General features: G+C 61.2%; 13 protein-coding genes. 1 reads left to right on the top strand and 12 read right to left on the bottom strand.

What is annotated here, in order from left to right:
• From B3873_RS15280 to speB, 10 genes are all read right to left on the bottom strand, one after another.
• Positions 1–316: hypothetical protein (locus B3873_RS15280; RefSeq protein WP_286867106.1), on the bottom strand; the 316-nt coding region annotated here is incomplete at its 3' end.
• A gap of 8 nt (positions 317–324) precedes the next feature.
• Complete coding sequence (locus B3873_RS15275) at positions 325–963, bottom strand: hypothetical protein (RefSeq protein ID WP_286867105.1); 639 nt, start codon at positions 961–963, stop codon at positions 325–327.
• A gap of 224 nt (positions 964–1,187) precedes the next feature.
• Positions 1,188–1,859 carry a hypothetical protein gene (locus B3873_RS15270; RefSeq protein WP_286867102.1) on the bottom strand — a complete coding sequence of 224 codons (672 nt, stop codon included), beginning with the start codon at positions 1,857–1,859 and terminating at the stop codon, positions 1,188–1,190.
• Positions 1,860–2,052: 193 nt separating this feature from the next.
• Positions 2,053–2,997 (bottom strand): 2-hydroxyacid dehydrogenase, encoded by a 945-nt coding sequence (locus B3873_RS15265; protein WP_286867101.1) that lies wholly within the window; start codon positions 2,995–2,997, stop codon positions 2,053–2,055.
• A gap of 10 nt (positions 2,998–3,007) precedes the next feature.
• Complete coding sequence (locus B3873_RS15260; protein ID WP_286867099.1) at positions 3,008–3,763, bottom strand: class II aldolase/adducin family protein; 756 nt, start codon at positions 3,761–3,763, stop codon at positions 3,008–3,010.
• A gap of 1 nt (position 3,764) precedes the next feature.
• The gene (locus B3873_RS15255; protein WP_286867098.1) at positions 3,765–5,294 is read right to left on the bottom strand and encodes an amino acid ABC transporter permease/ATP-binding protein; all 1,530 of its coding nucleotides are present in this window, start codon (positions 5,292–5,294) and stop codon (positions 3,765–3,767) included.
• Between the two features lie 30 nt (positions 5,295–5,324).
• Positions 5,325–6,137 carry an ABC transporter substrate-binding protein gene (locus B3873_RS15250; protein WP_286867096.1) on the bottom strand — a complete coding sequence of 271 codons (813 nt, stop codon included), beginning with the start codon at positions 6,135–6,137 and terminating at the stop codon, positions 5,325–5,327.
• 58 nt (positions 6,138–6,195) lie between these two features.
• Complete coding sequence (locus B3873_RS15245) at positions 6,196–7,260, bottom strand: isopenicillin N synthase family dioxygenase (protein WP_039785393.1); 1,065 nt, start codon at positions 7,258–7,260, stop codon at positions 6,196–6,198.
• Between the two features lie 2 nt (positions 7,261–7,262).
• Entirely contained in the window at positions 7,263–8,156 is an 894-nt protein-coding gene (locus tag B3873_RS15240) for a sugar phosphate isomerase/epimerase family protein (RefSeq protein ID WP_286867093.1), read from the bottom strand.
• A gap of 10 nt (positions 8,157–8,166) precedes the next feature.
• A complete protein-coding gene (speB, locus tag B3873_RS15235; RefSeq protein WP_286867091.1) occupies positions 8,167–9,117 on the bottom strand; it encodes an agmatinase in 951 nt (316 codons plus the stop codon).
• Between the two features lie 166 nt (positions 9,118–9,283).
• Between speB and B3873_RS15230 the strand changes: the two genes are divergently transcribed.
• Positions 9,284–10,180, top strand: coding sequence for a LysR family transcriptional regulator (locus tag B3873_RS15230; RefSeq protein ID WP_286867089.1), 897 nt, complete (start codon positions 9,284–9,286; stop codon positions 10,178–10,180).
• Positions 10,181–10,222: 42 nt separating this feature from the next.
• Here B3873_RS15230 and pbpC read toward each other — a convergent pair whose 3' ends face one another.
• Entirely contained in the window at positions 10,223–12,511 is a 2,289-nt protein-coding gene (pbpC, locus tag B3873_RS15225; protein WP_286867087.1) for a penicillin-binding protein 1C, read from the bottom strand.
• The coding region (locus tag B3873_RS15220; RefSeq protein ID WP_286867086.1) for a hypothetical protein at positions 12,511–12,700 on the bottom strand (190 nt) is incomplete at its 5' end. The genes B3873_RS15220 and pbpC, both read right to left, overlap by 1 nt.

Here is a 12,700-nt window from a genome sequence, read left to right as displayed (position 1 = left end):
TTCCCCCATCATCGATGTCGAAGCTAATCTCCAGATCAATGATGTTGTCATACTTGATCGCTCTCATCAGCAGAAGATCAATAATCGCAGCACTTGTGTTGAAGCGTCGTACACGAATCATCGCCGTCAAGTCCGGCCCGGTCGATAGCTTGTCAGCCAGCTCATCTGGGGTAAACGCACGACTATCTCCCCCTGCGTTTTCCTCGGAAAATTCGATACATTCAGTCTCGCCCGCATGAGATAGAAGCTCGCTAACAAGCTCACCAATCTTCTGTGGTGGCACCTTTTCAAACACGACTTCGAAAGAATTGTTCATATATTTACTCAATCAATGCAGCCTTTAAAGGTCGAATCCATATTTAGTCGAACACCTCGGCCGTCTTCCAAGCGCTTCTCAAGGAATTTCAGCCCGTCGTAGGCTTTTTCTTGGAACTCTCCAGGTGCGCGAACAATCTCTCTAAAGTGTGTCATCGCCTGAGCATTCCATGTTTTCATTGCCCCGGACATTCGTCCGCAGATCTGTGGATTACGTCCGGCATGTTTTGAAAGTGCGTGGCCGATAGCTGTGCTACCTTTGTACGCCTCCTGTGCTGTCTCCAATGCTGTTCGCATCTGGCCGAACGACAGGCCAGACAGACTTGGTCTTCGCATACCGCTAATGACTATCGATGCGATGGGCGCCAAATCACGACCTAATTCCTGTTCAGCATTTGCTGGAGCCGGGAGAATTTGACTAGGTCTATAATCACATCCTCCACACATCTCTCTTGGTGTTGGCATATCCAAACCAAGCTCTCGTCCTCGTCCGCCCATTGGCATGTCATGCGCATCAGCCGCTGCATTTTCAACAAGGCCAATTGCAGCACCCTTGACTACGTCCCATGCCTTACCAATGACTCCTTTGTCTGCCGAATCCGCAACAGACTTAACAAAAAGCGCCGTCGTCTGAGAAAATGCGCTCATTGCAGACGTCATCGCCGCAGCATTAGACGAAGAAAACTGCGAACCCGAAACATTGGTCAGCGGTTTTACTACGGGTACTGGAGCAGGAGCCGGTGAGTGTCTCAACTGGTGCTTGCAGGGGTTGCCCGTCGAGTCGCATGATCTCCAACTCCATCGGCGTCGCATCGCGGTCAAGCGTGTACCTACCTACGCCGATGCGCCTGTAGCTCAACCTGCTTTTTGCACTACTTGTACTCCCGAATGAACTCAACCAATTTCGTAAAAAAATCCGCTTTTAATTTGGCACCATAAAGATCTGAGGCTTGCATAAACCGATACTGCTCTGAAACTCGTCGCTCCGCCAAGTCAAAATCAGAATTTGTATTCGACGCCAGATATGCAATTTGACAAAAACGAGCAAAATAACTTGTACTGGATTTCCATTCAAAAGGAGGGATATCTGACAAGCAAACATCGAGCAAATCTTTATCAGTTCGGACAGGCAATAAAACGTTTTCCTTGAATGATTTAAGCGCCCCTGCGCACAGATTCGTTAAGTCTTCTTCCTTGGTGTTCAAGTTCAAGCGATAGTTTATTGATTGCCATATGAGGGGCAAAGTGAACCAGCAATAGGGTCTCTCTTGATTCATCTTTTCGATAGCCGACTTCAATTCAAGAGACAAATTCGGCATCTGGTCCAGAAAAAATGAGCGAATATCTGGGGACTCAAAGCCAAAGTCAAATTCATATCTTTGAGTCCGGGAAAGATAACGAACCGCTATAAATGCTTCGATATTCGTCTCTCGGGTATCGTCACAACCAAAATAACTTATATCGCTCGTATTAATCTTCTGCCCCGGAAGCAACCTAAACCCAAGGCTTTCAAATCGATCAATCAATAGCCCATGTTTTTTCATTTGACTTTCAATCCAGTAAGTACATCAAATGATCGACTACTCTCTGCGCGCCATGCAAAAAGGTGTGCTCCAGTTGGTTCAGACGCACTCGACGCTCTCTGTCTGGTAAAAGTGTACGGTAGCCTCTGTATTATCGAGCCAAACAGGTCCGCCAGCAAAATACGCAATTCCATGTCAGCACCGCCCTCCTCTTCTAATATCCCCGGCTCCGATCAACCTCATGCAACGCAGCCTCTCCACGGCGCAGCCGCTGCAAGTTATCCAGAATCTGCCCGACGATCACCTCAGGCTGCGCACTCGACGCCATATGCGGCGTGACCACCACGCGCGGGTGCGACCACAACGCGTTTGATGCGGGCAACGGTTCCTGCGCAAAGACATCCAGCACCGCCCCGCGCAGATGCTGCCGTTCCAGTGCCATCAACAGGTCCTCCTCCACCAGATGCTCTCCCCGGCCGCAATGTACCAGCGCTGCGCCCGGCTTCATCGCCGCAAATACGTCGCGCCCCAGCAGCTTGCGGGTGGCATCGGTCAGCGGCAGGAGGCAGACCACGATATCGGGTGCCTGCAGGAATGCATGAAGCGCATCGTCACCGGCACAGGTGCTTACCCCATCGATGTGATGCACGGAACGCGACCAGCCACTGACAGTGAAACCCTGGCCTCGCAACACCCCGGCCAGATGGCTCCCCAGAGCACCCAGCCCCATCAGGCCGACATGGGTCTGTTGCGCCGGCTTTTGCGGCGGGGTCTTCCACACACGCTGTACCTGCTGCTGCAGCGCCTGGTCCAGCGCGCGGTGGTAATACAGCACGGCCCACAAGACGTACTCGGCCATTCCTGCCGCCAGCGCGGGATCAACGATGCGGCACACCGGCACAAGAGGGTGAGCCCGCGCAGCGCCGAGCACATGATCGACTCCGGCTGCAATGGAAGAAATCAGGCGCAGATTGGGCAAGCGCTCGATGACCCCGGCCGGCGGATACCAGCCGGCAACGGCCTCCACATCGTCCGGATCGGGCAGGTCCGGCCACAGCCGCACCTGTAGCTCCGGCATGCGGCGCGCGGCCTCTTCACGAAACGCCGCGTGCAGGTCACTGAGGTCATCGGTCGCGCTGCAAATCAACAAGGTCGGCATGGCGTGGCCCTCAGTCGCGGTAGGAAGGATCCAGTCGGTCCAAGCGCCGCAGCCATGCTTGCCACAGGATCTGGCGCTCATGTTCGACGCTTTGCAGCTGCTCGCAGGCGTGCTGGCTCAAGTGCGCGGCAATCTCGGTAACCGGTCCGGCGACTGTGGCCATTTGCGCGGCAGCCATCTGGATCTCGCACGCGCGATTGAGGTAGAACATGATCGCAAATGCATCGGCCACCGTAGGCCCCACCGATAGAAGTCCATGGTGGCGCAACAGCAAGGCGATGTTGTTGCCCAGCGATTGCTGGATGCGTGTACGTTCATCCAGGTCGAAGGCCACGCCCTCATAGGCATGCACGCCGACCCGCTGGTGGAACTCGGTACTGATCTGGTTGAGCTGCAGCAGCCCCTGCTCGCAGGCTGCCACGGCCATGCCGGGCAGCGTGTGGGTATGCAGCACGCAGTGGGCATCCTCGCGCGCCATGTGTACGGCGCTGTGGATGGTGAAGCCGGCGACGTTGTAGTCGGCCTTGCCCGATACCACGCGGCCTTGCAGGTCCACCACCAGCAGGTCGCTGGCACGCACTTCGTCAAACATCAGCCCGAAAGGATTGATGAGGAAACGGTCCTCCTCGGGGGCCGCGTTGTCCGCACGCGGCAGCCGCACCGAAAAGTGCGTGTAGAGCGTGTCATCCCAGCCGAACAGTGCGGCCAGCCGGTAAGCGGCCGCGAGGTCGCGGCGCAGGATCAGTTCATCGGGGGTCGTGGTCATCTCAGGCATCCAATCCCATGAAGCGGCGCACGCGCAGCGTCGCGGCGTCGGTTGCGGTGGCCTCCCGGATCTGCCGGGGCGAAGCATCCAGTTGCACGCGGCCGTTTTCCATGAACAGCACGCGGTCGGAGATGGTCAGCGCAAAGTCCATCTCGTGGGTGACGATCACCATCGTCATGCCCTCCTGCGCCAATTCCTGGATCACCTTCAAGACCTCGCCGACCAGTTCAGGGTCCAGTGCCGAGGTCGGTTCGTCAAACAGCATCACGTCAGGCGACATGGCCAGCGCCCGGGCAATGGCCACCCGTTGCTGCTGCCCGCCGGAAAGCTGGTGCGGGTATTTGTGCTGGTGCGCCAGCAGGCCCACCTTGTCGAGCAATTGCAGGGCCCGGGTCTGGCGCAGCGCCGGCTCGCCCGGCTGGCGGTGGTAGCGCGGTGCCAGCAGTACGTTGTCCAGTACGCTCAGGTGCGGAAACAGGTTGAAACCCTGGAACACCATGCCGATACGGCCGATGCCATTGCGTACCAGGCTGGACTCCAGCGAGGCGTTGGCGCTGATATAGCCTTCGCCGAAAAGGATGATTTCACCCTGGTCGATCTTCTCCAGCGCATTGATGGTGCGGATCAGCGACGTCTTGCCGGAGCCCGAAGGACCGATGATGGACACCACCTCGCCCGCCCTCACGCTCAGGTTCACGCCCTTGAGCACCTCATGCGCACCATAGGCTTTATGGATGCCGATCAGCTCCAGTGCACTCGGCTGCCCCGCCGCCTGGGGCACTGCCGGTGCGACAGGCGGTTTGCCGAGATGGCTGCGCAAGGCGCTGCACTGGCCCTCACTGAGGGTTGCTGGATGGCGCTTCTGCAGATCCAGGCGCCGCTCCAGCCAGCCCAGCAGCGTGCTGAAAAGAGTCACCAGCAGCACGTAATACACGGCCACGCCAAGCAGGGTTTCCATCACCAGGAAATTCTGCGAATACAGGCGCAGGCCCGTCATCAGCAACTCCGGCAAGGAGATCACCGACACCAGCGACGTGAGCTTGATGATGGTGACGTATTCGTTGATGAGAGTGGGCAAGGCAATGCGGAAGGCCTGCGGCATGACGATCAACCGCATCGTGCCCAGGCGGCTCAACGCCAGTGCCCGCCCTGCTTCGCGCTGTCCGCGTGCAACCGACTGCAGGCCGCTGCGATGAATTTCCGCCATGTAGGCCGCCTCGGTCAGCACCATGGCCACCAGCCCGGCAAAGAAGGGATCACCGACAACGGCGCGGGTCAGCGGAAAGATTTGCGGCAGGTTGAAGACCACCACCACCACGACCAGCAGCGGCAGGCTGCGAAAGAGCCAGATATACAGCCCGGCGGCCCAGTTGATCCAGCGCGTGCCGGAGGTGCGGGCGCAGGCCAGCAAGAAGCCCAGCACCATGCCCAGTACCCACACCAGCGAACCCAGTTCGACCACCGTGAGACACGCGCGCCAAAAGATCCCCATGGAAAACAGGGACCAGAAATACGACCAATCTAATGCCATGCGAGGGCTCCCGGTGGTTCAAGGTCGACGTTACTTGGCTACCGCCACGGGCTCAAGATCGTATTTCTTGATGAGGGCCGCGTATTCCCCGCTGGCCTGTCCTGCCGCCAGCGCTTTCTGCAAAGCCTGGTACAAGGCGGTATTACCCTTCTTGACGTAGATGCCCAGCGTCTGCGGATACACCAGTGCTTGCGAACTGATGACGATGCGGCCCTTGCTGCGCTCGGCCAGCATCTTGGCGGCACCGGCGATTTCCATCTGGGCCTGGATGTTCTTCGACAGCAGGGCCTGCGAGGCTTCCGGCGCGGTCGGGAATTCGCTCACGGCCACGGCCGGCTTGCCCTGGGGCACACAGTATTCGGCCGAGAGTTTCTTCAAGGCGTTGACCCAGCTGGTCCCTGCTTGCAGGCCGACCTTGAGGCCACACAGGTCGTTTTCGCTCTTGGGCATGACGCCGCCGTCCTTGGCCACCATGATGGCCGCACCGGTCTTGCCGTAGGCAATGGCATCGGCCTGGGCAGTGCGCTCGGGGGTGATGTACATGCCGGAAATGATCGCATCGAACTGACCACCGCCCAGGCCCAGGATCAGGCTGGGGAACTTGGTGTCGACGAAGGAAGGCTTGAGCTTCAATTCCCGGCCCAGCATCTCGGCGATGTCCGGATCGAAACCGACGACCTTGTCGCCCTGCCAGGATTCAAAAGGGGGGTAGGTGATTTCCATGCCGACCTTGAGCTGGCCGGGGGCCAGGGTCTGCGCGGACGCTGCTACCGGCAGCATGGCTGACAGGGCCAGCGTGAGCAGGTGGCGCTTGAACGAAATGCGGCGGAGGGGGTGGGTCATGGCGCTGGACTCCTTCTGTGAGCGGGCTGAAAAAAAAGAAAAGAAAACGGGCGAGAACTCAACCGCCGGCCGTCGTCCTGGACCGGGTATAACCAAAACTGCCGGGCTTCAATGCGTCCGCAGACATCGCCAACTCGCCTGCTTCCACCTTGCGCTTGAGGTAGGTATAGGTCTGCTGAGCCTGCGAATACATGTGTTCTCCGATGGACAGCTCACCGTAACGGGTCGCGTCTTCAGATCCGCTGGCAAATTGCGGCAAGGGGCGGATGCGCGTGTGATAGTCGCAGGCGAAAAACAGCGGGAAGGAATAGCGTTCCTGCTGCACCTTGCGCACGCGGTGCGACGTGGCGGGGAAGGCGCCCGCGGTCATCACTTCGAGCATGTCGCCGATATTGATGACGAAAGCTTCCTCGCCGGCCACCGAACAGGGTGGCGCGTCGATCCAGGCGCCCTGGTCGTTCATCACTTCCAGGCCGGGCTGATCGGCCAGCAGCAGGGTGAAGCATTCGTAATCCGTGTGGGCGCCGATGCCGGGCGCATCGACCGCTTCCAGGTCGACCGGATAATGAATCAGGCGCAGCTTCGAGGGCGGACAGGTCACCAGGGACTCGAAGGCATCCTCGGGCTGGCCCAGCGCCAGGGCAAAGCCACGGAACAAGGTGCGGCCAAGCGCGAACACCGCCTCGTAATATCGGGAGACGGCCTCCTTGAAACCCGGTAGCTCGGGCCATTTGTTGTTGCCGATCAGGGGCGTGCCGGCCAGTACCAGCGGGTGGTCATCCGGCACCTCGAAACCGATGTCGAAGGCTTCCTTGTGATCGGGCCGGCCCTTGGAATAGACCTCTTCGCCCTCGGGCACATAGCCCTTGTGGCCCCAGGCGTCGCCGATGTAATAGCGCATCTTCCACGGCATCGGCTGCGCGAACAGCGCGCGGCTGGCCTCGCGCAGGCCGGCGATCAGCTGCGGATCGATCCCGTGGCCGGTGATGTAAAAAAATCCGACCTCGCGCGCCGCCGCACCCAGCTGGTCGGCAACGGCCTGGCGCCGTGTCGGCGCGTCACCATACAGGCCGCTGATATCGATCACGGGCAAGGCCGTGAAATTGCGCTGTCCGGTATGCATGTTCAAACTCCTGCGGTAGAAGACGACTGCGTTGATGACGAAGAACCGATGCCATGCTGTTGTGACCAGCGTGCAAAATGCGCGCGCTCCTGCTGCGCCATCCAACGATTGAGCTGCCACAAGTCAGCCACGGGGCTGCGGGTATAGGGCAGCAGATGCAGGTAGCCGTCCGGACCGAACTCCGGCGTGAGCGTGCTGGTGGCATAGCCGCTGGCGTGCTGGAAAGACCAGACCGTCTCCCAGATGCGCTGGTGGAACGCCAGCTCGGGCGCGTATTCGGGTGCGGCCGGATCGGGGACCTGCGGCCCCTGCGCATAGCCCACGCGCGCCTGCACATGGTGTACACGCTCAAGGAAGGGTGTGAGGTCATCCAGCGGGTCATCCAGCAAACGCTCACAGACCACGACCCAGTGGCTGATGTCGGCGGTGTAGCGCAGCCGGGGCAGCTGGCGCACGATGTCCAGCGTGACCCAGGGACTGTAGAGCGAACTGGCGCGATGGGTCTCGAAGCTGCAAGGCACGCCCGCATCATCGGCCAGGGCCTGCGCCCGCCCCAGGAAATCGACTTGTTCCGCCAAGGGCCAGCGGTCGTTGCCGGCCAGCAGATTCACGAAACGGGGCTGCAGTTCCGCCGCCACATCGAAGGCGCGCGCCAGGTGCTGCAAATGCACCTCCGGCCGGTCGGCCTGGCGCGGAACGACGTCCACGCCACTGAAGACGATGGCGATGTAATCCAGCGCCTCGGCCTGCAGGCGGTCGCGCAATGCGCGCCGCTCCTGCAGCGCCATCGGCAGGCGCGCTTCCAGGCCAGTGCAGCCGGCCTCGCGCAGTTCGGCCACGCAGCGGCTCCAGGGTTCTTGCATGCCCCAGCCGCTGCGAAAGATCTTCAGCTCCATGGCCGGCCTCTCAGCGGTAGGTCACGCCGGGCAGCACACACAGCATTTCGTAGAGCAGGTTCGCGCCCAGCTGCGAGGTATTGCCGCTCAAGTCATAGGGAGGCGAGACCTCCACCAGATCACAGCCCACGAGGTTCATGCCACGGCAGCCACGCACGATTTCCAGGCCCTGGATGGAAGTCAGCCCGCCCACTTCGGGGGTACCGGTGCCGGGTGCCCAGGCCGGGTCGATGCCGTCGATGTCGAAGCTCAGGTAAACCGGACCGGCGCCGATCTGGGCGCGTACTTCTTCCATCAGCGGCGCCAGCGAGCGATGCCAGCATTGCTCGGCCTGCACCAGGCGGAAACCCTGGTCCACCCCCCACTGGAAGTCGCCGCTGGAGTAGCCCTGCGCACGCTGTCCGATCTGCACCACCCGCTTGCAGTCGAGCAAGCCCTCTTCCACGGCGCGGCGGAAGGTGGTGCCATGGGCGATCTTCTCGCCGAACATGTCGTCATTGGTATCGGTATGGGCATCGACGTGCACCAGGCCGACCGGGCCGTGCTTGCGTGCAATGGCGCGCAGGATAGGCAAGGTGATGGTGTGGTCGCCGCCCAGCGTGAGCGGAATGACCGGATGCGCCATCAGGTCCTCATACGCCTCTTCGATGACGCGGACCGATTCGAGCAGATTGTAGGTATTGATGGCGACGTCGCCGATGTCGGCCACCGACAGGGAATCGAAGGGCGCGGCACCGGTGGCCATGTTGTAGGGGCGGATCATCACCGATTCCGCACGGATCTGGCGCGGACCGAAGCGGGTCCCGGCGCGCAGGGAGGTACCGATATCGAGCGGCACGCCGATGAAGGCCGCATCCAGGCCCTCGGCGCTGTCCATCGCAGGCAGGCGCATCATGGTCGAACGGCCGGCAAAGCGCGGCATGTCGTTGCCGCTTTGGGGCTGGTGGAAGACTTTGGACATTGCGTATCACCCTTGTTCTGGCAGCAACAGCAGGCTGCGACGAAGCGAATATACAATGGCCGATAGTTATCAAAAGATAGCTGTAATCAAATAATAAGTTGTTAGAATTCGAAACTGATTTCGGGCACTGAACGCGCGCCCTCCTCCATGCAAAGACGATTTATCCATGACCCCAGGCATCGATTTCAAGTTGCTGCGCATATTCGCCGCAGTGGTCCGCCACCAGGGATTTGCCAGGGCCCAGCAGGAGCTGAACCTGACGACCTCGGCCATCAGCACCTACATGGCCCAGCTGGAGAGCGATGTCGGCTTTACCGTCTGCCGGCGTGGCCGGGGTGGTTTCGCGCTCACTGACAAGGGGGAACTGCTGCTCTCGGAAACGCTGCGCGTCTTGGGTGAGGTCGACAGTTTCGAACGCTATACCCAGTCGCTCAAGGGCGAACTGGGCGGCACGCTGACGATAGGGGTGCTCGATACGACGGTGACCGATCCCGCCCTGCCGATGGCGGAGGCCATCGGCGTCTTTTCCAGCAAGTTTCCGGGCATGCACCTGAACCTGCTCATCCGCAGCCCCTACGAACTGCAGAAGGGCTTGCTGGACAATGACCTCGACATCGCGGTGGGCTTCTTCCCCGCCAAGGCCAACGGCCTGGTCTATCAGCCGCTCTACCGCGAGCAGCAGTGGCTGTATTGCAGCGACCGGCATCCCTGCTTCCAGCAGCGCAACCTGCGCGCCTCGGCCGTCTCGGAAATGAGCGTGGTCAGCCGCAGTTACTGGAGCCAGACCGAGCTGAGCCGGCACGGTTTCAAGCGCAGCGTGGCCACGGTGGAAAGCATGGAAGCGCAGTTGATCCTGATCCTCTCGGGCCGCTATATCGGTTATCTGCCGGAGCACTATGCGCAGTCATGGGTCGAGCAGGGACGATTGAAAGTCTTGCTGCCTTCCGAGTTTGGCTACCAGTCGCAGTTTTCCCTGGTGCTGCGCCGAGGCCGCAGCCGCGAACTGCCCTTGCAGGCGATGCGCGAACTGCTGCAGACCGGCAAGCGCGGCAGCAAGCGCTAGAAATGCGCCTGCTGCCATCTGTGCAGGGTGCCGCCGTGCGCTTTATTTGCGTGCCATCCCGTCTGTCTTGGGTTCATTGCGCACTACCGCACCCCGGACCTCGAAGCGCACGCTATCGAGCAGCTTGCCCTGCTTGTCCTGCAGCACCAGCACATGCTTGCCGGGCCAGGGCATCCAGTCGAAGTCCAAGGCTTCTTCCCCAGCGGCCGTGAAGTTGGCCGCCACCTTCTGCGCCTGTACCCTGCCCGCCTGCATGACCTCCTGCGGCATCATCTTCCCATCCAGCACCCAGCGGCTGCCGATTGGCGCGCCCTGGGCGCGGAAGCGGATGCGCTGGCGCGCAGGCGGGATATCGGGGTCCAGCGCAGCGAGCATGCCTGTAGTGGGATAAGTGATGGCCGGACGAATATCGCGCGCATGCGCCAGGCGGATCTCGGCCTGGCCGGTGCCCGGTAAAAAATATTCGGTGCGCGCTGCTTCCACATCCTGCTCGTAACGGATCATCTGCGCTTGCACGCCGGCCGGTTTTGCGGGCGGGCCGTTGCGCGCTTCGCGTGCGCCGCTGCGGCCTCGTTCATGCAGATATTGCATGCCCTCCTGCCACACCGGTGCCGCACCGGTCACGCCGGACACGTCCCACATCGGCGCGCCAGAAGCGTTTCCGACCCATACCCCTACGGTATAACGCGAGGAATAGCCGACACACCAGTTATCGCGCATATCCTTTGAAGTACCGGTCTTGACCGCCGTCCAGATGCGGGTGGACAGCGCATTCTCCAGACCGAAGGTCCGGGCGCGCGCACTGCGGTCGGAGAGGATGTCGCCGATGATGTAGGCCGCATCGGCGTCCATCACCTGCGTGGCGCGCGCTGGCGTGCGCGCTTCATCGAGCCGCGTGCGCAAGGGCGTGTAGCGGCCCTGATTGGCCAGCACGCGATAGGCATTGGCCAGGTTGGCCAGCGTGACGTCGGCGCTGCCCAGCGCGAGGCTGTAGCCGTAATAATCACCGCTCTCGCGCAGGTTGAAACCCAGCGCCTGCAAGCGCCGGAAGAAGCGCTCGGGCGTGACCATCACCAGCGTGCGCACCGCAGGGATATTGAGCGAGGAACCCAACGACGTGCGCAGGCTCACCAGTCCCTTGTATTGCTTGTCGTAGTTTTGCGGAATGTAGAGCCCGGCCGAGGTGGCCAGGTTGACCGGGGAATCATCCAGCAGGGACGCGGCCGTCAGCCATTTCTTTTCGATGGCCAGTTCGTAGAGGAAAGGCTTGAGCGTCGAGCCCGCCTGCCGCTGCGCCACCACCCCATCCACATTGGCCGCCGCCGACAGCGGGCCGCTGGAACCGACCCAGGCCAGTACCTCGCCGGTGGCATTATCGATGACGATGACGGCACCATCCTCGATGTTGCGCTCGGCCAGTCCGGCCAGTTGATGACGCAGGGCTTGCGTGGCAAAGCGCTGCAAGGGCGCATCCAGCGTGGACCGCAATTGCTGTCCGGGCGCATTCAACAGCTTGCGGGCCAGATGCGGCGCAAGCTGCGGTGAATCACTCGTCCCCGGCAAATCACGCTTGGCCGACACGCGCGCCAACGCCAGCTCGGTGCGGCCATCCATGCCGCTGCACTGCTCGCTCGCGCCCTCTTCCTTGAGGATGGCGCAAGCGCGTTCGGTCACGCGGCGCGGTGACGCATTGGGCGCACGGATCAACGCGACCGCGATGGCGGCCTCGCCCTGGTCGAGTCCGCTCGGATGCTTGCCGAACATCACGCGCGACAGCGCATGCACGCCTACCAGCTCGCCCCGGAAGGCTACCAGGTTGAGATAGGCTTCCAGGATCTGGTCCTTGCGCCAGTTCCGCTCCAGCGATTGTGCAATCCACGCCTGCGACACTTTCTGCGTGAGCGAACGCGCACCGGACTTGCGACGCAGATCGTCATAGATCAAACCCGCCAGTTGCATCGTGATGGTGGAGGCACCGCGTGTCTTCGTATTCCACAGGTTGCCCCAGGCCGAGGCAGCTACAGCGCTCCAGTCGATGCCGCTGTGCTGGTAGAAACGCCGGTCCTCGGAGGCCACCAGGGCATGCCGCAGCGCCGGGGATACGTCTTCCAGTTTGACCCAGGACAATTTGCGCTCGTCCATGTTCACGCGCATGCGCTGCAACAGCTCGCCATTGCGGTCCAGCAGGCTGGCTTCCGAGGGCAGGAAGTCGCGCTGAACTTCGTTGAACGATGGCACGGCACTGGCTGCGGTGGGCATCAGCAGAGCCAGCACCAGCGCGCTGATCGAAACCAGCGCGCCGGGCCGGAGGGTGCCTGCGGTCATGCGCATCACTGCGCCGCCTTCACGACCAGCTTGCCATTGGGGACTTCACCGAACATTTCCGGCGCATACATCGCTTCCACGCGTGTGGGCGGCAGGTTGAATTCACCCGCATTGTTCAGGCGCACCGTGTAGCTGATGCTGGTGCGGCCCTTGGGCATGGCCTCGTAATACGCGCGATAGGCTTCGAAGCTGCGC

Origin of the sequence: Herbaspirillum sp. UBA812 (genome assembly GCF_002296545.1) — a bacterium.
Lineage (GTDB): Bacteria > Pseudomonadota > Gammaproteobacteria > Burkholderiales > Burkholderiaceae_D > Herbaspirillum > Herbaspirillum huttiense.
This window is presented reverse-complemented; position numbering and strand designations above follow the sequence as displayed.

What these genes read in the sequence shown, in the direction of transcription:
- B3873_RS15275 (WP_286867105.1), bottom strand. Translation starts at nt 963, where the DNA reads ATGAGCGCATTTTCTCAGACGACGGCGCTTTTTGTTAAGTCTGTTGCG.
- B3873_RS15270 (WP_286867102.1), bottom strand. Translation starts at nt 1,859, where the DNA reads ATGAAAAAACATGGGCTATTGATTGATCGATTTGAAAGCCTTGGGTTT.
- B3873_RS15265 (WP_286867101.1), bottom strand. Translation starts at nt 2,997, where the DNA reads ATGCCGACCTTGTTGATTTGCAGCGCGACCGATGACCTCAGTGACCTG.
- B3873_RS15260 (WP_286867099.1), bottom strand. Translation starts at nt 3,763, where the DNA reads ATGACCACGACCCCCGATGAACTGATCCTGCGCCGCGACCTCGCGGCC.
- B3873_RS15255 (WP_286867098.1), bottom strand. Translation starts at nt 5,294, where the DNA reads ATGGCATTAGATTGGTCGTATTTCTGGTCCCTGTTTTCCATGGGGATC.
- B3873_RS15250 (WP_286867096.1), bottom strand. Translation starts at nt 6,137, where the DNA reads ATGACCCACCCCCTCCGCCGCATTTCGTTCAAGCGCCACCTGCTCACG.
- B3873_RS15245 (WP_039785393.1), bottom strand. Translation starts at nt 7,260, where the DNA reads ATGCATACCGGACAGCGCAATTTCACGGCCTTGCCCGTGATCGATATC.
- B3873_RS15240 (WP_286867093.1), bottom strand. Translation starts at nt 8,156, where the DNA reads ATGGAGCTGAAGATCTTTCGCAGCGGCTGGGGCATGCAAGAACCCTGG.
- speB (WP_286867091.1), bottom strand. Translation starts at nt 9,117, where the DNA reads ATGTCCAAAGTCTTCCACCAGCCCCAAAGCGGCAACGACATGCCGCGC.
- B3873_RS15230 (WP_286867089.1), top strand. Translation starts at nt 9,284, where the DNA reads ATGACCCCAGGCATCGATTTCAAGTTGCTGCGCATATTCGCCGCAGTG.
- pbpC (WP_286867087.1), bottom strand. Translation starts at nt 12,511, where the DNA reads ATGCGCATGACCGCAGGCACCCTCCGGCCCGGCGCGCTGGTTTCGATC.